16 protein-coding genes are annotated in these 18,203 nt (G+C 73.4%); 4 read left to right on the forward strand and 12 right to left on the reverse strand.

The genetic code is table 11. The features are described from left to right. From LUZ64_RS03100 to sph, 9 genes are all read right to left on the reverse strand, one after another. Positions 1–699 carry a TetR/AcrR family transcriptional regulator gene (locus LUZ64_RS03100; RefSeq protein WP_095578697.1) on the reverse strand — a complete coding sequence of 233 codons (699 nt, stop codon included), beginning with the start codon at positions 697–699 and terminating at the stop codon, positions 1–3. Positions 700–807: 108 nt separating this feature from the next. Further along, positions 808–2,748 (reverse strand): hypothetical protein, encoded by a 1,941-nt coding sequence (locus tag LUZ64_RS03105; RefSeq protein ID WP_372471987.1) that lies wholly within the window; start codon positions 2,746–2,748, stop codon positions 808–810. 77 nt (positions 2,749–2,825) lie between these two features. Further along, complete coding sequence (locus LUZ64_RS03110) at positions 2,826–3,623, reverse strand: tyrosine-protein phosphatase (protein WP_095578695.1); 798 nt, start codon at positions 3,621–3,623, stop codon at positions 2,826–2,828. A 30-nt stretch (positions 3,624–3,653) separates the two neighbouring features. Then, positions 3,654–4,340, reverse strand: coding sequence for a rhomboid-like protein (locus tag LUZ64_RS03115; RefSeq protein ID WP_211304908.1), 687 nt, complete (start codon positions 4,338–4,340; stop codon positions 3,654–3,656). Positions 4,341–4,609: 269 nt separating this feature from the next. After that, the gene (locus LUZ64_RS03120) at positions 4,610–7,858 is read right to left on the reverse strand and encodes an alpha-N-acetylglucosaminidase (RefSeq protein ID WP_232390020.1); all 3,249 of its coding nucleotides are present in this window, start codon (positions 7,856–7,858) and stop codon (positions 4,610–4,612) included. Between the two features lie 460 nt (positions 7,859–8,318). Beyond that, positions 8,319–8,972, reverse strand: coding sequence for a LuxR C-terminal-related transcriptional regulator (locus LUZ64_RS03125; RefSeq protein WP_095579536.1), 654 nt, complete (start codon positions 8,970–8,972; stop codon positions 8,319–8,321). A 162-nt stretch (positions 8,973–9,134) separates the two neighbouring features. After that, positions 9,135–10,436: a sensor histidine kinase gene (locus LUZ64_RS03130; RefSeq protein WP_095579537.1), complete on the reverse strand. Its 1,302-nt coding sequence runs from the start codon at positions 10,434–10,436 to the stop codon at positions 9,135–9,137. A gap of 191 nt (positions 10,437–10,627) precedes the next feature. Further along, positions 10,628–11,197, reverse strand: a complete 570-nt coding sequence (locus tag LUZ64_RS03135; RefSeq protein WP_232390019.1) for a winged helix-turn-helix domain-containing protein — start codon at positions 11,195–11,197, stop codon at positions 10,628–10,630. A gap of 381 nt (positions 11,198–11,578) precedes the next feature. Next, the gene (sph, locus tag LUZ64_RS03145; RefSeq protein WP_095582771.1) at positions 11,579–12,580 is read right to left on the reverse strand and encodes a sphingomyelin phosphodiesterase; all 1,002 of its coding nucleotides are present in this window, start codon (positions 12,578–12,580) and stop codon (positions 11,579–11,581) included. Positions 12,581–12,896: 316 nt separating this feature from the next. Here sph and LUZ64_RS03150 point away from each other — a divergent pair, with 316 nt between their 5' ends. The 3 genes from LUZ64_RS03150 to LUZ64_RS03160 all read left to right on the forward strand — a co-directional run bounded on the left by LUZ64_RS03150 (position 12,897) and on the right by LUZ64_RS03160 (position 14,822). Continuing rightward, on the forward strand, positions 12,897–13,523 hold the full coding sequence (locus tag LUZ64_RS03150) for an HAD-IA family hydrolase (protein WP_095582770.1): 627 nt from the start codon (positions 12,897–12,899) through the stop codon (positions 13,521–13,523). Between the two features lie 85 nt (positions 13,524–13,608). Further along, positions 13,609–14,133 carry a PadR family transcriptional regulator gene (locus tag LUZ64_RS03155; RefSeq protein ID WP_095582769.1) on the forward strand — a complete coding sequence of 175 codons (525 nt, stop codon included), beginning with the start codon at positions 13,609–13,611 and terminating at the stop codon, positions 14,131–14,133. Beyond that, on the forward strand, positions 14,130–14,822 hold the full coding sequence (locus LUZ64_RS03160; protein WP_095582768.1) for an ABC transporter ATP-binding protein: 693 nt from the start codon (positions 14,130–14,132) through the stop codon (positions 14,820–14,822). The genes LUZ64_RS03155 and LUZ64_RS03160 overlap by 4 nt, the downstream gene beginning before the upstream one ends. 94 nt (positions 14,823–14,916) lie before the next feature. On the opposite strand, the gene glnA is transcribed toward LUZ64_RS03160, so the two are convergent. Further along, complete coding sequence (gene glnA, locus LUZ64_RS03165) at positions 14,917–16,326, reverse strand: type I glutamate--ammonia ligase (protein WP_095582767.1); 1,410 nt, start codon at positions 16,324–16,326, stop codon at positions 14,917–14,919. Between the two features lie 245 nt (positions 16,327–16,571). On the opposite strand from glnA, the gene LUZ64_RS03170 reads away from it, so the two are divergent. Continuing rightward, a complete protein-coding gene (locus tag LUZ64_RS03170; RefSeq protein WP_095582774.1) occupies positions 16,572–17,042 on the forward strand; it encodes an RDD family protein in 471 nt (156 codons plus the stop codon). 107 nt (positions 17,043–17,149) lie between these two features. Here LUZ64_RS03170 and LUZ64_RS03175 read toward each other — a convergent pair whose 3' ends face one another. Then, complete coding sequence (locus LUZ64_RS03175; RefSeq protein ID WP_087928406.1) at positions 17,150–17,830, reverse strand: DUF4191 domain-containing protein; 681 nt, start codon at positions 17,828–17,830, stop codon at positions 17,150–17,152. 10 nt (positions 17,831–17,840) lie between these two features. Further along, the gene (locus LUZ64_RS03180; RefSeq protein WP_232390018.1) at positions 17,841–18,089 is read right to left on the reverse strand and encodes an SCO2195 family GlnR-regulated protein; all 249 of its coding nucleotides are present in this window, start codon (positions 18,087–18,089) and stop codon (positions 17,841–17,843) included. Positions 18,090–18,203: the final 114 nt, after the last annotated feature.

Below are 18,203 nucleotides of genomic sequence, written 5' to 3' on the forward strand. Positions count from 1 at the left end.
TCAGGACGGCTGAGGCGCCGGCCGGTCCAAACGGTGGACCAGTTCCGCCAGCGGCCCGTCCGCCGGTTCCTCCGCCAGGCTCCGCCGCAGCGTCGACGCCATCCCCTCGTCGTAGGCCGCGCTCACCCCCGTCAGCGCCGCGAAGGCGTGCACGAGCTGGAGTTCCAGCTCCTCCCGGGGGATCCGGCGGCCGTCCAGCCAGAGCAGCGCGGTCGTCTCCGCCAGGGCGATCCAGGAGCGGACGGCCAGCTCCAGACGGGGCGCGGGGGAGCGCACCGCGAGGTGGGAGAGCATCTCCTCGTACGCGGCCCGGCGCACGCCGTCCACCACGGCGCACGCCTGGCCGGAGCCCGCCACCGGGCCGCCGCGCATCAGGGCGGCGAAGCCCGTGCCGTGCGCCTCGACGAAGTCGAAGAAGCGGCTCATCACCCGCAACAGGCGTTCGCCCAGCGGGCCTTCGCGCGGCTCGTCGAAGAGCCCGGCCAGCTCCTCCGCGGCGCGCCGCAGCGCGGCCTCGTAGAGACTCTGCTTGCCGGGGAAGTAGTGATAGACGAGCGGCCGGGATATCCCGGCCGCCGCTGCGATCTCGTCGATGGAGACGTCGTCGGGGCGCCGGTGGCCGAACAGATCGAGAGCGACCGCGATCAACTGCTCGCGACGCTGCTCGACACCCATCCTGCGGCGGACCCCGTTCCTCATGGCGGTCATCCTAATGGCACGGATCGGCCCCGCCCGGACGCCCGTTCGAGACCTGGGTGGGTCCTGGGCGCGTCCCGGGCGGGGCCGCACGAGCGAGGCGCGGGCGGCTCAGCGCAGCGCCGTCAGCTTCCGGCCGTCCGCCAGCCGCGCGCTCAGCTCCGTCCGCACGCCCGGCCGGGCCGGCACGGCGAGCAGGGCGCCCGGCGCCGCGCCCTTCACCCCGCCCGCCGCCGCGATCGACCGCACCCCGCCGCCGCCCGCCGCGAGGGCGTACCAGGTGCCGCGCGGCGACTTCCACAGGACGCCCGTCAGGACGTGCGGGTCACGGGCGCCGCAGGCCGGGGTGTCCTCGGCGCGGGCCACCGTCGAGCTGGGCGCGCCCGGCCGGGCGCCCGGCACCTGGAACGTCGCCAGCACCCTGCTGCCCGGCCCCCGCCAGGTCTCGGCGCGGGTGCAGACCCACTCGGCGCTGCCCGCGCCGCCGGGCAGCGGCTGCGTGGCGAACGGCCAGGCGTTGACCGAGCGGACGCCCTGCGAGCGGGCGGTCTGGAGGTGGCAGGCGGTGTGCGCCCAACCGGCCCGCGCGGCGGCGCCGTCGACGTCGCGGGGGCCGGCGGGGGTGCCCGTGGTCAGCAGGGCGGGGGTGAGCTCGCCGAGGTCGGTCACCAGGTGGCCGCCCATCTCGAGCGCGGGCCAGCCGTGGCAGTCGCTCGTGACGGCCGGGCTGAGCGTCGGGTCCGTCACACCGTCGTCGGCGAGGCGCAGGGGCTGGGCGGCGGCCTGCGGCTTGAGGAGGTCGCGCACGCCCACCGCGTTCACCCAAGGGGCCGTCAGATAGCGGACGTTGCTGTCGGCGCGGCCCACCACGACCGCCGTCGCCGCCGCGCCGTCGGCGCCGTCCGCCCGGGCGAAGTCCAGGGCCGCGCCACCGCCGCCGTCGCCGTCCTTGGCCTCGGCGTAGCGCACCACGCGCAGGCCGTCGTACAGCACCACGACCGCCGCCTGGCCGACCACGCCCGCGTACAGCAGCTGGGGCGGGCCGGCGGCCGGGCCGGTCTGGGTGCCGGGGGTGGCCGTCACCCGGACGGCGGAACCCGGCCGGGCCCAGACGGCGAGCGCCCGGCGCAGCAGCTCCTGATCGGTGACGCGGCCGCCGCGGGCGGGCCAGACGGCGAAACCGGCCCGGTCCGCGCGCTTCCACGCGCCCGGCGCGGCCTTCGTGAGCTTCGCCGGGTCCAGGGCCCGCTCGGCCGCGGCGTTGCGGGTGTAGGGCGGGGCGGCGGCGCCGTCCGGGCCGCCGTCACCCGGCAGGCCGAGGAGCGTCCCGCACACCACGGCCGCCGCGAGGGCGGCGAGCGCGGCCCGGGTGTGCTGGCGGCGGCGCATCAGGTCCGTCGGCCGGGCCTGGAGCGAACAGGGGTCGAACTCCATCGACTCCAGCAGCGAGGCGTCCCGGCTGCCGGCCGGCGCGCGGAGGCCGTCCGCCTCGGCGAGCGCCGCCGCCGTGTCCTCGACGCCGGCCGCCGCCAGGACCTGCCGGACGTCCCGGTCGGAGGGCAGCTCCAGGGCGCGCAGGACGTACGCGGCGCGGCCGGGCCCGGAGAGCGTGGCGAGCGCCTGGTCCAGGGCGAGTTCGTCGGCGCCGCCCGAGCGCGGGAACAGCCGGAGCCCCCACACCTGGGGCAGCAGCGGCGGCAGCCGGCCCGGCTTCGGCAGCTGCCAGCGGCCGCGGGGCCGGCCCGCCTCCAGGGCGGAGCGCAGCACGCGCAACCGTACGTAGGCGTAGCCGGGGTCGGCGGGCGAGCCGTCGGCGCCGCGCGGCGCGGGCACGCTCAGCCCGGCGAGCTCCGTGGTGCCGACGCGATTGCGGGGCAGGGCCCGCTGGGCGAGGGCGTGCGCCGTCAGGACGCGGCGGTTGCGGCCCAGCGACGGCGGAAGTACGAGATACCCGAGCCGTACCAGGCGCGGGTAGTGCTCGATGAGCGCGGCCTCCGCCTGCTCGACGTCGACGGGCGGGATGGGCCGGGGGGCTGTCGCTTGCTGCTCCACGATCCGTAGAACGAGTGAATGGTGAGATGGTCACCTCACCCCTGTGGGGGCGTACTTCCTACGGCCCCGCGCCGGTGCTACGCCACGCAGCGGGCGCGCACGCGGTCGACCGCCTCGTCGGGGATGCCGAGGGCCTCGCGGACGTAGGCCTCCACCCCGCCGTGCGACCGGTGCATCTGCTCCAGCGCCGCCGCCAGGTAGCCGGGGCGCACGCCGAGGATGGCGTCCGCGATCTCCGGGTCGCCGCCCGCCGCGGTGAAGGGGTCGATGAGGGGCGCGAAGGCGGCGCGCACGACGGGGTTCACGGCGAGGTACTCCTCCATGACGGTGTCCTCGTCGGCGCCGAGCAGCAGCAGGAGGACGGTGGCCGCCCAGCCCGTGCGGTCCTTGCCGGCGGTGCAGTGGAAGAGCAGCGGGCCGCAGTCGGGTTCGGCGAGCGCCGAGAAGAGCAGCCGGTAGGCGGCGCAGGCGGGCTCGGAGGTGACGAAGGCGCGGTAGGCGTCGCAGAGCAGCTTCTCCGCCTTGCCGTTGCCGAGGTGCTCCTCGGCGACGGCCGGATTGCCGAGCACCGTCTCCAGCCGGGCCGGCATCCCGTCGCCGCCGGTCGCGACCACCCCGCCGGCCATCACGTCCGCGACGATCAGCCGGGCGCCCTCGGGCACCCGGTCGGGGCGCCGGCTCCGCTCGTGCTCGGTCCGCAGGTCGACCACCGTATGGATGCCGAGGGCGGCGACGGCGGGATCGAGCGCCGGGTCGAGGCGGTCGAGCTGGCCGGAGCGGAGCAGCAGGCCGGGGCGGACGGCGGAGTTGCCGGTCAGCGCGATGCCGCCGAGGTCGCGGAGGTTGATGATGGTCGAGGCGTCGAACTGCGGCATGGGCGCGTCTCCCTTGTCGGTTTTCTACCGTTATTGTGCCGAACGGTAGCGGAGGACGCGTTCGCACCCCCTCCCCGCGCTGCCTGGACGGTCCGGGTTCCCCGGGTTCCCCGGGATGCCCATGCTTCCCAGGCCCGTACCCGGCCTCGGTCCCAGGCCCGGGCCCAGCGCGAGTCCCAGTCCCAGCGCCGTCAGGTGCCCCACGTCGGTGAAGGTGGGCCGTCGGCCGCTCAGCAGGGGGCGCACGCCGAAGGCTAGGAGGGCGGCGCACGCGCCGTTGCGGGCGGCGCCCCTCGGCAGTGACGCGCCGAGCGCGCCCAGCACCGCCTGGTATCCGTAGCTCGGGCCGACATCGGTCGCGGACCGGGTGGGCGCCCCGGCGCGGACGGCGCGCAGGCCCGCGTACACCAGCAGGGAAGCGCCCACATGACCGCAGACGAAGGCGGCCGCCGCCCACCACGCCCCGTACGCGTACTCCGCGTAGCCGAGGACGGCCAGGAGCAGCAGCGCGTAGGGGAGTTCCAGCGGCCCCTCGGTGAGCAGGGCGCTGGTCGCGAGGGTGTCCCAGCGCCCGCCGTCGAGGTTGTCGGCGTTGGTCGAGCAGCGCCGCAGCAGGCGCTCCCGCGCCGCGGGCGTGAGCAGGCGGTGCGTCGCGTACGAGCCGGCGAGGACGGCCCCGACGTAGGCGGGGGCGAGCCGGACGAGCCGTGTGGTCATCCCGCCATGATCGTCCGAGCCGGGGCCGGCCTCGATCCCAGGGCGGCGGCCGGGGGGACCGGCTGCCGGGGCGGGCCGGTGGCCGCCCGCGGTAGGGCTGAGCGAGGCGGCCGTCCGCGGTAAGGCTGAGCGAGGCGGCCACCCGCCGTAAGGGGGCGGATCAGCCGCCGCCTGCCGTAAGGGTCGGGCCAGTGGCCACCGGCCCGTAAGGTCAGGTCAGTGGCCACCCACCCGTAAGGGTCAGGACGGTGGTCACCCGCCCGTAAGGTTCACGTCAGCCGCCACCCGCTGAAGTCCGCCGTGCCGCGCTCGCCGCTGCCGTCGTTGCCCGCGGTCAGGAACATGCCCACGTCCTGCCACGCCGTCGCGCCCGGCGCCCGTACCTCGGCGACCGTCCGCCAGGTCGCGCCCTCGTCCGTGGAGCACTCGGCCCGGTAGGTCTCCGCGGCGGTACGCGTCAGCCTGAGCCGGACGGGAGCCTTGAGGCCGGTGACGCGGCGGTAGCCGTCGAAGGTGCCGTCGCCGTTGGAGTCGTACGACACCACGACGCCCTCGCCCGGCGTCACGGCGAGGTTCACCGCGCCCGGCGAGCGCCCCGCGAGGCTGTTGCGGACGACGATGCCCGACCGCGCCCAGCTTCCCGTGTCCGTCTGGGCGTCCACCCGGACGGTCGCCGCAGCCCCGACGGCCAGCGACCCCGCGCGGTAGACGGTGCCGAACTGCTCGGTGCCCTTCCACATGTCCTCGCCCGAGCCGTCGATCGCGAACCGGTCCTCGCCCAGCCGGCCGAAGACGGCGGCGTTGTTCGTCGCCGTGCGCCAGCCGGTGCCCAACGGCCCGGCCAGGAACAGGGTGCCGGTCCGCGCCGACCGCACCCGCTCCTCGCCCTGCGGCCCGTAGACCGCGCCCACCTCGTACGGCACCCGCTGGAGCGGGCGTTCCAGCGGCGTCGCCGGCGCGGTCACCCGCCAGCGGGCCGAGCCCGTGGCACCCGGGGCCAGCCGGGGCAGCGAGGTCGCCCCCTGCGGCGTGGCCGCGAGTCCCGTGACGGACAGGTCGACGCGGCCGGTGCCGCGGAGGCCGTTGACGTTGGTGAGGGAGACGGTGACGGTCGTGACGCCGCCCGGCGCGACGGCCGCGGGCAGCGCCGACGTCGACAGCGTCCCCTGGTACGGGGCGGTGGCGAGGGTGTCCCGTACCCGCAGCGCCGTACGGTGGGCGTCGCCCACCGGCCGCAGCGGATACTCCTTGGTCTCCCGGGTCCACGGCTCCTCCACCGTGAACCAGTCCACGCGCGCCGGCGCCCGGCCCTCCCGGAGCGCGTCCTCCAGCGCCTCCAGCCAGCGCCGCCAGCGCGGCAGGTAGAAGTCGCCCATCAGGCCGTGCCAGTCGCGGTTCGCGTAGTCGTGCAGCTTCCCGCCGTCGGACGTCGCCCGCCCGCCCCACACGGTCACCAGCACCCTGGCCGTGCGCTCCAGCTCCGCCGCCTCCGCCGGCCCGGCCGCCCACGACCGGGCCGCCGCGTTCCACGGCCCGATCAGGAACGCCCGGTGCGTCCCCGCGATGTCGTCGGCCAGCCGCATCAGCTTCAGCCACAGCGCGGCGAGCGCGCGGAACGCGGCCAGGTCCTTGTGCTCGTAGGCGCTCCGCAGCTCCGGCAGCAGCTGCCGGCTGCGGTGCGCGAGCGCCTGCCGGGCGACGTCGACCAGGTCGAAGCGGTACGTGTCGGTGGTGCGCAGCGGCGCGGCCACGGCCAGCAGCCCGGCCAGCGCCGCGTCGAAGCGGGCCGGGTCGTAGGACAGGGCGCTCGGCGCGTACTCGCCGGCGCGGTCGGCGGCGAGGTCCGGGCGGGCGGCGAACAGGCTGTCGTGCGGGTCGCTGCGCTCGGGCGCCTCCTGCCGGTAGGCGGTCTCGCACAGCGCGGTCCAGGCGTCCCGCGCGGCGGCGTCCGCCTTCCCGTAGCGGAAGGCGGCGTACGCCCCGAACCACCGCGCGCGGTCGGGCGCCCGGTCCTGCCAGGCCAGCTCCGAGAAGAACTCGAAGGCCGCCGGGTCGCGGTCGGCGGCCTCCGGCATGTACGCCGTGCCGACGAGGGCGCTGCCCGGCTTGTCGCGCCACGCGAAGAACTTCTCGGTCCACAGGTGCGTCTTGGCGCCGATCGTCGTCCGCCCGCCGAAGTTCGGGATCGTGCCGAAGGCGTACGGGGTGCCGCCCCAGTCCTTCTCCCGGTCGGTGATGCCCTTGAACCGCTCCGAGATCCCGTCGACGATCAGCATCCGCTCGCGGTCGACGGCGTTCAGGAGCTCGGGGAGCGGGTTGTCCTGCCAGCCGAGGATCACCCAGGTCGCGTCGGGGTGCGCGGTGCGCAGCGCCCGTTCGACGCCGCGGGCCGCGGCCGCGACGGGGACGCCGCCGGCCGTGCCGCCCTCGTGCAGCAGGTCCATCTTGAAGTGGGCGGCCTTGCCGAGGAGTTCGGCCTGGTGGCGGTAGTAGGCGGCGGCCACGCGCGGGAACGCGCCGGTGCGCGGGTCGAGCCAGTCCGGGCGGCGGAAGCCGTGCCAGACGCCCTGCGGGACGACCGTGGCGCCGGGGTTCCGGGCGGTGAAGCCGTCGGGTACGGACCCGTAGTAGCCGGGCAGGACGGGGGCCATGCCGAGCTCCCGCAGCCGGTCGGCGATGCGGCGGCCGAGTGCGGCCCGGCGGGCGATCAGGGCGGGGGAGAGGGGGCCGCCGTAGCCGCTGAGGTTCTGGAGCAGCCACCACGGCTGGTGCGAGGGCGCGGGCAGCCAGGCCCGGGACTCGGCCTCGGAGTAGCCGAAGTCCTGCCAGAGGCGGTGGTAGACGGCCTCGTGGCCGGCGATCACCAGCACCTCGTTGCAGCCGTGCAGGGCCAGGATGTCGATCATCCGTTCCCAGTAGGCCCAGTCGGCGTACGGGGAGGTGTAGCCGTCGTTGGTGTCGTTGAGGGCGAAGCGGTGCCGGAGCGCGGTGGAACGTTTCAGCCCCGAGGGCGGCGCCGGGAGGGTGCGGGGCAGGTCGATCTGCTGCGCGTTCCAGGTGAGATGGGCCCCGCACGCGTACTTCAGGTACCAGTGCACGCCGGTCAGCAGCACCGCCGGGCTCGTCCCCGCCACCTCGATCCGCCCGGCGGCCCCGCCCACCTCGAAGTGCTCGCGCGCGCCGCCGGTGAGTGCGGTGAGCCGGAACTGGGAGGCGTGGGCGCCGAGCAGGCGGCGGAGGGCGGCGGCGGCCGGGTCGGTGGAGAAGGGGGCGGCGGGCGCGGAGGGTGCCTGTGGGGCGGGTGCGGCTCCGGCAGGCGCCGCGGAGGCGAGGGCGGCTCCGGCGCCCAGGGCTCCGGCGGCGCCCAGGAGCAGACGTCTGGAGGGGCGTGGCGGGGGTTCGGGCGCGGGGCCGGACGGGTGGAAGGGTGAGGGACCGGGCGAGCGGCCGGGCTGCTGGGGCTGGGGCTCGGGTCGGGGTCCGGTCGACGGTCCGGGAGGTTTCGACGGCTCGGTCATGGCGCTCCCCACTGTGCGGTGTGCGACAACGGACGCGTGCGAGGCGCACGCTAACCGGCGGCTCAGGGGGGAGCAATGGGGCGCGCGGGGGTGGGGGCGGGGGGATCTTTTCCCCGGGCCCCGCCCCTTCCCGCTGTATCCGATGTGCGGCTCCGCCGCGCGGCGGGGCTTCGCCCCGGACCCCGGGCCTCAACCGCCGGACGGGCTGGGTCGTCGCCCGGAACCGGGCGGGCAGGCTGCCCCTGACACAGGGGAAAGCCGATCTCGGGCAGGGGCGGAATCCAGCCCGTCCGGCGTTTGAGGACACCGCGCGGCAGCGCGGAAAGGGGGTCCGGGGGTGAAACCCTCGGTTTCGGGAAGGGGCGGGTAGGGGACAAGGGCCCCGCGCGGCGGCACCCCGGCTCCCGCTCCCGCCTCCACTGCTGCTCCCGCCCCGCTCCTGTCTCCGCCCCCGCCGTTCCTACTCCCCGCCCTGGTCCAGATACGCCAGAACCGCCAGCACCCGCCGGTTGTCGTCGTCCGACGGCGGCAGCCCCAGCTTCGCGAAGATGTTCGACGTGTGCTTGGCTACGGCCCGTTCCGTCACCTGGAGCCGGTCGGCTATCGCCGCGTTGGACCGCCCCTGTGCCATCAGCTCCATCACCTCGCGCTCGCGCGGCGTGAGCCGGGCCATCGGCCGGTCCCGCTCCCGCCGGGACAGCAGCTGAGAGATGACCTGCGGGTCCATCGCGGTGCCGCCCCCGGCCACCCGCCGCACGGCGTCCACGAACTGGTCCGCGTCGAAGACCCGGTCCTTGAGCAGGTAGCCCACGCCGCCGCTGCCGTCGGCGAGCAGCTCCCGCGCGTAGAGCTGCTCCACGTGCTGGGACAGCACCAGGACCGGCAGGCCGGGCGTCTCGCGCCGAGCCGCGAGCGCGCACTGGAGGCCCTCGTCCGTGAAGGACGGCGGGAGGCGTACGTCCACGACCGCGACGTCGGGCTTGAGCTCCGCCAGCGCCCGGGTGAGTTCGGGGCCGCTCTCCACGGCCGCCGCGATCTCGAAGTCGTAGGCCTCCAGCAGCCGGACCAGGCCGTCCCGCAGCAGGAACAGGTCTTCGGCGAGCACTACGCGCACGGGGGCTCCATGATCGGGAGGTCGGTGCCCCGGACGCCGGGCGGGCGGGGGCCGTATCCCCTCTATGGTCGCCGATGCGAGGACGCGCGGGTCACCCGCGGCGCGGCTGACGTACGGTCATGAGCGCGACGTCTCCCCACCGCTACCGCTGCTCCCTCCTCGTCACACCAGCACGCAGGGAATCTCCATCGTCACCATCGTCGGCCCGCCCGCCGGGCTGCTGACGGCCAGTACCCCGTCGAACGCCCCGAGGCGCCGCTCGATGCCGAGCAGACCCGTGCCACCGTTCTTGTCACCGACACCGACACCGGCACCGCCCGCGGCACCCGGCTGCGGCGCGCCACCGCGGCCGTTGTCGGTGACCGCGATCCGCAGTGACCCGTCCGCGTGGTGCACGTCGACCCAGACCCGCCGGGCGCCGGAGTGCTTGGCCGCGTTGGTGAGGACCTCGCTGACCGCGAAGTACGCCGCCGACTCCACCGGTGCCTCCGCCCGGCCGGCCAGCTCCACGTCGACCTCGACGGGCAGCGGCATCCGCAGCGCCAGGGCCCGTACGGCGTCGCCCAGACCGCGCTCGGCGAGGACGGGCGGGTGGATGCCGCGCACCAGGTCGCGCAGCTCGGTGAGGGCCTCCGCGGAGTCGGCGCGGGCCGCGGCCAGCAGCCGCTTGGCCTGCGCGGGGTCCTTCTCGATCAGGGCCTCGACGGTGCCGAGGCTCATGCCCATCGCCACCAGCCGGGCCTGGGCGCCGTCGTGCAGGTCGCGCTCGATGCGGCGCAGCTCCGCGGCCGAGCTGTCCACGGCGTCGTGCCGGGACTCGGTGAGGTGGTCGACGCGCAGCGCGAGCTCCCGCTCCCGGGTGGGCCGGAGCAACTGCTGGGCGAGCAGGGCGTGGCCGCGCATGAGGTGCCGGTTCACGAAGATGCCGAGGACGCCGAAGCCGACGCCGGTGGCGGCCGCCAGGTTGGCGGTGAACTGATCACTGACGGGGACGAAGGCGAACCAGAACGTGCCGTCGGCGCGCACGATCGGCTTCCAGACACCGAGGGCCAGCACCGGTCCCCAGACCGTGTAGAGGAGCAGGGTGGCCGGGAGCAGGGCGATCACCGTGCCGATGGTCATGTCCATGAGCAGCCACTGGAGGTCGCGCCAGGTGGCCTTGTCCTTGAGCAGGGCCACGCACTGTTCGACGTGGCCCACGATCCCGGCGCGCGGGGCGGGCCGCGTGCGGTGGTACGGCGTGGGTATCCGCACGCCCGCCCACGCCTCCGCCTGTCCGCGGCGCATGTCCGCGTAGGCCCGTACGGCCCGGACGGCGAGGGGGGTGGTGACGAGCCCGATGCCCAGCACGATGAAGCAGATCGAGAGCACGGTGAGGACGAACAGCAGGATCGACGCCACCAGCCCGAAGATCGCGAGCCATAGCCCCCTCGCGCCCGCCAGCAGTGCGTTGCGGACCTTCATCCGGTGTTCTCCTCGCGCCTGTTCCCGGCACCCGTCGGTCGGGCCCCGGGAACAGTCTGCGTGATCGCGTCCGGCCGGTCACGGGGGCCACTACCCGGCGCATGGTGTACCTGGGTACACCCTGAACCCCTGGCTGACCTCGGCGTTCGCCCGCGGCGGCGCCGCGCTGCCCGGCTCGGAAGGTGATCGGCTCAGAAGGCGATCGGCGGCGCGTACTTGTACCCGACCCGGCGGACGGTGACGATCGAGGAGCGGTACTCGGCGCCCATCTTGCGGCGGAGCCGGGCCACGTGGACGTCCACGGTGCGGCCGTCGCCCACGTGACCGTACCCCCAGACCGTCTGCACCAGCTGGTCGCGGGTGTGCACCCGGTTGGGGTGTGCGACGAGGTGGGCGAGCAGCTCGAACTCCAGGTAGGTCAGGTCCAGGAGCCGGCCCGCGACGCGGGCGACGCGCTGCTCGGAGTCGATGCTCACCAGGGCGTCCCCCTCGGTGGCGGCGGGCGCGGGGGCCGGCTGCTCGGCCGGTACGAGCACCAGGTAGCCGATCATCGGCGGCTGGCCGGGCAGCGACGGCACGGTGTGCTGCGGCGCGGGCAGCCATGTCGCCGCGCCGGAGTGCAGCAGCTCGGCGACGGGCGGCACCTCGTCCGGGGCCACGGCGCGGAGCCGGTGGCGGTGGGCGGGGTGCGGGGCCGCGGAACCGGCCGGCGCTTCCTGGGGGGCCGGGGCGGGCACGGTCAGGGTGCGGAGGTTCGTCATGGAGAGCTCAGCTCTTTCGCGCGAGGGACCGTCGAATGGACGTGCTTTGCGCGGGCCGTTGGCCGGGTGCGGTGACCGGCGGCTGACTTCGACGTGGGGTCAGCGGGGGGAGGGGGCCTGCGCGGAGGTCGCGCGGCAACACACTCGGTCGAAGTCGTCGTGCTGACGGGAAGGCCAGAAGGGCTCGAGGTCGGTGCGACCCGTCGCGGTGTTCTGGTAGCTGGCCATGCGCCTATTGAAGCATGACCTGGGACGGAACAGCAGGGTCGGCCGGTGCTCGATACGGAAGCTTGGCGTTCGCCGGGGCGCGTGCCGCCGGGGCCGCGGGCGCCCGGCGGGCGGGTGCCGGGGCCCGCCCGCCGTAAGTGCCCCCGCTGCGGATCAGCTCTTACCGGCGGTCACCGGGTAGTGGTCCGAGAGGTTGGTGTACGTGTAGTCCTTGCCCCAGCTGGAGACGGTCCAGGGCGCGGACCGCTCCTTGACGACGGTGTTCCGCCAGGTCGCGGGGCGGGCGTGGCCCTTGCGGTGCAGGACGTAGTCGAGGTCCTCGCGGCCGTCGGTGGGGTAGCGGTAGGCGGCGATGGAGTTCTCCTTCGTGTCGAAGGAGTACGGGTGCCCGTCGCGGGTGCCCGCGGGCTCCAGACCGGCGTTCGCGAGCATCGAGGGGTATTCGTCGCCGTGGAAGTCCACGTTCAGGTCGCCCGCCACCATGACCTGCTCGCCCGCGGGGATCTTCTTGGCGTCGAGGAAGGCGCCGATCTGCCGGAACTGCTTGGCGCGGTCCGCCACGGCCTCGCCCGCCCCGCAGCCGCTGTCGGTGGATTGGGCGTGCGTGCCGACCACGTGGACCTTGGTGCCGTTCACGTCCAGCACCGCGTAGGCGAAGCCCTTGTTGGACCACCAGTCCGCGCCGCAGGCGTCCGCGAAGATCACCTGTTCCTTGCGGACGATCGGCCACTTGCTGAGGATCGTCACTCCGCCGTCCTCCGGCGTCGTGGAGGAGTAGTTCCCGCCCGTGGCGTCCCAGCCGTCCTTGCTCCGGCCCACGACCGGCGTCTGGTGCGGGTACTGCCCGGCGGCGCCGGCCTTCAGTGCGTCCGAGGCCTCGTTGTCGAAGGCTTCCTGGAGGACGACGACATCGTTGCCACGGAAGAATCCGGCGGCCGTTATCTCCTTGGCGCGGTGGTCCTGCCCCCAATTCGGGTAGAGATTCTTGCTCATGAGAAAGGTGTTGTACGTGAGCACCTTCAACTCCGGTACGGCGGCGGCGTCCGGCGCCGAGGTCGCCGCCAGGGCCGACTGGGGTACCACGGCGGTGAGGGTGACGGCCGCGAGGGCGGCGGTGAGCGCGGAGGTGATTCCGGCGCGCTTGACGATCGGCACTGCATCTCCCTGTGGGGGACGGGGTAGCCCTGATGCGGGTGTGACCCCTGATTCGGGTGGGGAAAAGAGCCGTCCACATCAAATCAGCCACGGTTACGCCCGTATAGCTTTCAGATGATCAATTGCCTTACGGGAGCGGTCGACTTGGTCCTGTAACCGGTGGTAAGTCGGATATGCGGGGAGAGGGTGCGGATTTCTCCCGCATGATTGACGAAGACGCCGGAAGAGGAAAAGATCCCGGACCGTTCCCGTCCCCGGTCTCCCCGGTCTCCCCGGTCTCCCCGGGTCCGGTGGAGTTCCGCAGGAGGAGGAGTGCATGTCCCGTCCCCGCCCCCGAGGGCTGCTCGTGGATTTCGGCGGAGTGCTCACGACCCCGGTCGGCGAGGCCACCGAGGCGTTCTGCCGGAGCGAGGGGCTGGCGCCCGACGCCTTCGCGAACGTCATCACGAAAGACCCCGCGGGGCGCGCGCTGTACGCGGACCTGGAGCTCGGGCGGATCACCCAGACCGAGTGGAACACCCGTACGGCACCCCTGCTCGGCGTCGACCCCACCGGCCTGCTCGGCCGCGTCCTGGCCGGCCTCCGCCCCGAGCCCGCGCTGCTCGCGGCCGTCGACGCCGCCCGCCGCGCGGGCATCAGGACCGGCCTCCTCTCCAACAGCGTCGGCCGCGCGCCCCACGACCCGTACCAGGGCTACGACCTGGACACCCGCTTCGACACCGTCGTCCTCTCCGACCACCACGGCACCCGCAAACCCGATCCCGCGCTCTACGCGACGGCGCTCGAACTCCTGGAACTCCCGGCCCACGCCTGCGTATTCGTCGACGACTCCCCCCGGAACCTGGACCCGGCCCGTGACCTGGGGATGACCGCACTCCTGGACACGACCCCGCCGGAGACGGTCGGCGGCCTGGAGGAGATCTTCGGCATCCCCCTCAGCTGACGAGGCCGGAGGCGCGGCACGCGGGTCGTAGCGGCGGGGACCTCGTCTATACATCGCGTGTATACGCGCTCTGTAGACTGCCCGCATGTCAATCGGACACACCCTGCTCGGTCTCCTGGAGACCGGTCCGCGCCACGGCTACGACCTCAAGCGCGCCTTCGACGCCCGATTCGGCCAGGACCGCCCGCTGCACTACGGGCAGGTCTACTCCACCATGTCGCGGCTGCTCAAGAACGGCCTCGTCGAGGTCGAGGGCATCGAGCACGGCGAGGGCCCGGACCGCAAGCGCTACGCCATCACCGACGCCGGGATCACGGACGTCGAGCGGTGGCTGGTCCAGCCCGAGAAGCCCGAGCCGTACCTCCAGTCGACGCTCTACACCAAGGTCGTCCTCGCCCTGCTCACGGGCCGGGACGCGGCCGGGCTGCTGGACGCCCAGCGCGCCGAGCACCTGCGGCTGATGCGCGGCCTCACCGAGCGCAAGCGCTCCGGCGACCTCGCCGACCAGCTCATCTGCGACCACGCCCTCTTCCACCTCGAAGCCGACCTGCGCTGGCTGGAACTCACGGCCGCCCGGCTCGACCAGCTCGGGAAGACGGTGCGGACGTGACCCCGGCCGGCTCCCTCCTCGCGGCCACGGGCCTGCGCAAGGCGTACGGGCCGACGACCGCCCTCGACGGCGCGGAGTTCTCCATCCACCCCGGTGAGGTCGTCGCCGTCATGGGCCCTTCCGGCTCCGGCAAGTCGACCCTGCTGCACTGCCTCGCAGGCATCGTGCGCCCCGACGCCGGGGCGGTCTCCTACGACGGCCGCGACCTGCTGGGGATGTCCGACTCCGAGCGCAGCGCCCTGCGCCGGGGGGAGTTCGGCTTCGTCTTCCAGTTCGGCCGCCTCGTGCCCGAGCTGACGTGCGTCGAGAACACCGCCCTGCCGCTGCGCCTGGCGGGCGTCAAGCGCAGGAAGGCCGAGGCGCTGGCCATGGAGTGGCTGGAGCGCCTGGAGGTGGCCGACACCCGGGGCAAGCGCCCCACCGAGGTCTCCGGCGGCCAGGGCCAGCGCGTCGCCGTCGCCCGCGCCCTCGTCACCACCCCGCGCGTCGTCTTCGCCGACGAACCGACCGGAGCCCTGGACTCCCTCAACGGCGAGCGCGTGATGGAACTCCTCACCGCCGCCGCCCGGGAGACCCGCGCCGCCGTCGTCCTCGTCACCCACGAGGCCCGCGTCGCCGCCTACTCCGACCGCGAGGTCATCGTCCGCGACGGCCGCGCCCGCGACATGGCGGGCGTGGGACGTCCGTGACCCCGCCCCGCGACGCCGGTGGAACGCGCCGAGCCCCTGGCACCGCGAGGGCGGTACCAGGGGCTCGGACGTCGGCCCGGGAGCTCGGTTCGACCTAGAGGTCGAAGTACATCTCGAACTCGTGCGGGTGCGGGCGCAGCTGGATCGGGGCGATCTCCTGCGTGCGCTTGTAGTCGATCCAGGTCTCGATCAGGTCGGACGTGAAGACACCGCCGGCCTGGAGGTACTCGTTGTCGGCCTCGAGGGCCTCGAGGACGGCCGGGAGGGAGGTCGGGACCTGGGGGACGCCCGCGTGCTCGTCGGGGGCGAGCTCGTAGAGATCCTTGTCGATCGGCTCGGCGGGCTCGATCTTGTTCTTCACGCCGTCGAGGCCGGCCAGGAGGAGGGCCGAGAAGGCGAGGTACGGGTTCGAGGACGGGTCCGGGGCGCGGAACTCGACGCGCTTGGCCTTCGGGTTGGAGCCCGTGATCGGGATGCGCATCGCGGCGGAGCGGTTGCGCTGGGAGTAGACCAGGTTGACCGGGGCCTCGAAGCCGGGGACCAGGCGGTGGTAGGAGTTCACCGTCGGGTTGGTGAAGGCCAGCAGCGACGGGGCGTGCTTGAGGATGCCGCCGATGTAGTAGCGGGCGGTGTCCGAGAGGCCCGCGTAGCCCTGCTCGTCGTAGAAGAGGGGCTCGCCGTTGCTCCACAGCGACTGGTGGACGTGCATGCCCGAACCGTTGTCACCGAAGATCGGCTTCGGCATGAAGGTCGCGGTCTTGCCGTTGCGCCAGGCGACGTTCTTGACGATGTACTTGAACAGCATCAGGTCGTCGGCCGCGGCGAGCAGCGTGTTGAACTTGTAGTTGATCTCCGCCTGGCCGGCCGTGCCGACCTCGTGGTGCTGGCGCTCGACCTGGAGGCCGGCCGCGTCCAGCTCCAGGGAGATCTCCGCGCGCAGGTCGGCGAAGTGGTCGACCGGCGGGGCCGGGAAGTAACCGCCCTTGTAGCGGACCTTGTAACCGCGGTTGTTCTCCACCGCACCGGTGTTCCAGGCGCCGGCCTCGGAGTCGATGTGGTAGAAGGACTCGTTCGCCGCGGTGTTGAAGCGGACGTTGTCGAAGACGTAGAACTCGGCCTCGGGGCCGAAGTACGCGGTGTCCGCGATACCGGTGGAGGCGAGGTACGCCTCGGCCTTCTTCGCGATGTTGCGCGGGTCACGGCTGTACTGCTCGCCCGTGATCGGGTCGTGGATGAAGAAATTGATGTTGAGCGTCTTGTCCCGGCGGAAAGGGTCCACCCGGGCGGTGCTCACATCGGCGCGCAGGGCCATGTCGGACTCGTGGATGGCCTGGAAGCCGCGGATCGACGAGCCGTCGAACGCGAGCTCCTCGGCCGGGTCGAACGCCGCCGCCGGGATCGTGAAGTGCTGCATCACGCCAGGCAGGTCGCAGAAGCGGACATCGACGAACTTGACGTCCTCGTCCTTGATGAACTTCTTGGCGTCGTCGCCGTTCTGGAACATCCAACTCCTCCTAGCCCGGCCGTGAGCGGTCGGGGTTGTTTCGGTGGCGCAGTCCATATGCGGGTTCATATGCAGTGTGGCGCGCTGACGCCGACCCTAGAGAGACGGGATTTCTCAAGCATGACCCATTTGTTTCGCCGAGGTTAACCGGATCGAAGCCCGGATCCGGCCCCGGACCGGTCCGAAACGCCGAATGCGCGGACCCGGCCGGAAGGGAACGTATGCGGTCGCAGTACCGTGGACGGGTGGACAACAGGCAAGCAATCGGCTCATGGCTCTCCGGGCCGCGCGCGGCCGCCGAGGAGATGGGCGTCGACTTCGGTTACCGGGGCGAGCGCCTCGGGCTGCCGGAGAGCGGGCCGGGCTCGGTCGCGCCCCTCGGCCGGCGATTCGGCGCGATCTTCATCGACTGGGCGCTGTGCATGCTCATCGCCTACGCCCTTCTGGCGGACGGCAAACCCCAGCAGACCGGTAACTGGGCACTGCTGATCTTTTTCGTACTCAGTGTGTTCGCCGTCGGAACGGTCGGCTGCACCCCCGGAAAGCGGCTGTTCGGGCTGCGGGTCATCGGCGAGGCCGGCGGCCGCCTCACCCTCCCCCGCGTCCTGCTGCGCAGCGTGCTCCTGGTCGCCGTCATCCCGGCGGTCATCTGGGACCGCGACAGCCGGGGGCTCCATGACCGCCTCGCCCGCGCTGTTCAGGTGCGGATCCGCTAGCCCGGCGGTGACCGAAGGACAGCGGCGACCAACGAGGCGGGGGCGGAACCTTTCGGTTCCGCCCCCGCCTCGTTCGTTCCATGACCCCGCAGTGCGTTCCGCGGGCCTCAGCGGCCCTTCGGCATCCGCATGCCCTTCGGCATCGGACCCTTCGGGATCGGCATGTTGCTCATCAGGTCGCCCAGCGCGCGCAGCCGGTCGTTGACGATCGTCACCTGTGCGCCCGGGAGCACCCGCGGCAGCTTGAGCAGCGTCGTGCGCAGCTTCTTGATCGGCACCTGGCCCTCGGCCTCGCCCACGACGATGTCGTGCACCGGCACATCCGCGACGATCCGCGCCATGCGCTTCTTCTCGGCCGCGAGCAGGCTCTTCACCCGGTTGGGGTTGCCCTCCGCGACGAGCACGATGCCGGCCTTGCCGACGGCCCGGTGCACGACGTCCTGGCTGCGGTTCATCGCCACCGCCGGGGTCGTCGTCCAGCCACGGCCCACGTTCTCCAGGACCGCGGCGGCGGCACCCGGCTGGCCCTCCAGCTGCCCGAAGGCGGCGTGCTCGGCGCGGCGTCCGAAGACGATCGCCATCGCGAGGAAGGCCAGCAGGAAGCCAAGGATGCCCAGGTAGATCGGGTGATCGATCCAGAAGCCGATCGCGAGGAGGACACCGAAGGTGACGATTCCCACAGCCGCGACGACAAGACCGACCTTCGAGTCGACCTTCTTGGTCATCTTGTAGGTCAGGGCGATCTGCTTCAGTCGCCCGGGGTTCTCGGATGTTTCCTTCCTCGCCATACGGCGAAGTTTACGTCGCCTGCGGACCGGGGGCCGCCACGGCCTCCAGGACGTGCTGCGCCTCCCGGCGGTCCTTGGCCCGGCGGCGGTCCTCCAGCACCGCGGTCCAGGCGTTCCGGCGGGCGGTGCGCTGGCCGCCGCGCATCAGCAGCCCCTCCAGTGCGCGCAGGGCGCCACCGACGGACGGAGGTCGCACGGAGAGCGTGGTGGGCAGGACGGTGGGCAGAGCGGACGAGGCTCGTACCGGCGCGGGCTGCATGTCGTGGTCCCCTCGGGAGCGGAAGTGGTGACAGGGCAGCGGGGGGCTGGCGGTGCGGTGACGTGCTGATGCGGTGCGTACAACCATCGTCACCGAACGGTGTTACCAATGGAT

This window comes from Streptomyces albireticuli, from assembly GCF_021228125.1.
Classification (GTDB): Bacteria; Actinomycetota; Actinomycetes; order Streptomycetales; family Streptomycetaceae; genus Streptomyces; species Streptomyces albireticuli.

What these genes read in the sequence shown, in the direction of transcription:
- LUZ64_RS03100 (WP_095578697.1), bottom strand. Translation starts at nt 699, where the DNA reads ATGAGGAACGGGGTCCGCCGCAGGATGGGTGTCGAGCAGCGTCGCGAG.
- LUZ64_RS03110 (WP_095578695.1), bottom strand. Translation starts at nt 3,623, where the DNA reads ATGCCGCAGTTCGACGCCTCGACCATCATCAACCTCCGCGACCTCGGC.
- LUZ64_RS03115 (WP_211304908.1), bottom strand. Translation starts at nt 4,340, where the DNA reads ATGACCACACGGCTCGTCCGGCTCGCCCCCGCCTACGTCGGGGCCGTC.
- LUZ64_RS03120 (WP_232390020.1), bottom strand. Translation starts at nt 7,858, where the DNA reads ATGACCGAGCCGTCGAAACCTCCCGGACCGTCGACCGGACCCCGACCC.
- LUZ64_RS03130 (WP_095579537.1), bottom strand. Translation starts at nt 10,436, where the DNA reads ATGAAGGTCCGCAACGCACTGCTGGCGGGCGCGAGGGGGCTATGGCTC.
- LUZ64_RS03135 (WP_232390019.1), bottom strand. Translation starts at nt 11,197, where the DNA reads ATGACGAACCTCCGCACCCTGACCGTGCCCGCCCCGGCCCCCCAGGAA.
- LUZ64_RS03150 (WP_095582770.1), top strand. Translation starts at nt 12,897, where the DNA reads ATGTCCCGTCCCCGCCCCCGAGGGCTGCTCGTGGATTTCGGCGGAGTG.
- LUZ64_RS03155 (WP_095582769.1), top strand. Translation starts at nt 13,609, where the DNA reads ATGTCAATCGGACACACCCTGCTCGGTCTCCTGGAGACCGGTCCGCGC.
- glnA (WP_095582767.1), bottom strand. Translation starts at nt 16,326, where the DNA reads ATGTTCCAGAACGGCGACGACGCCAAGAAGTTCATCAAGGACGAGGAC.
- LUZ64_RS03175 (WP_087928406.1), bottom strand. Translation starts at nt 17,830, where the DNA reads ATGGCGAGGAAGGAAACATCCGAGAACCCCGGGCGACTGAAGCAGATC.
- LUZ64_RS03180 (WP_232390018.1), bottom strand. Translation starts at nt 18,089, where the DNA reads ATGCAGCCCGCGCCGGTACGAGCCTCGTCCGCTCTGCCCACCGTCCTG.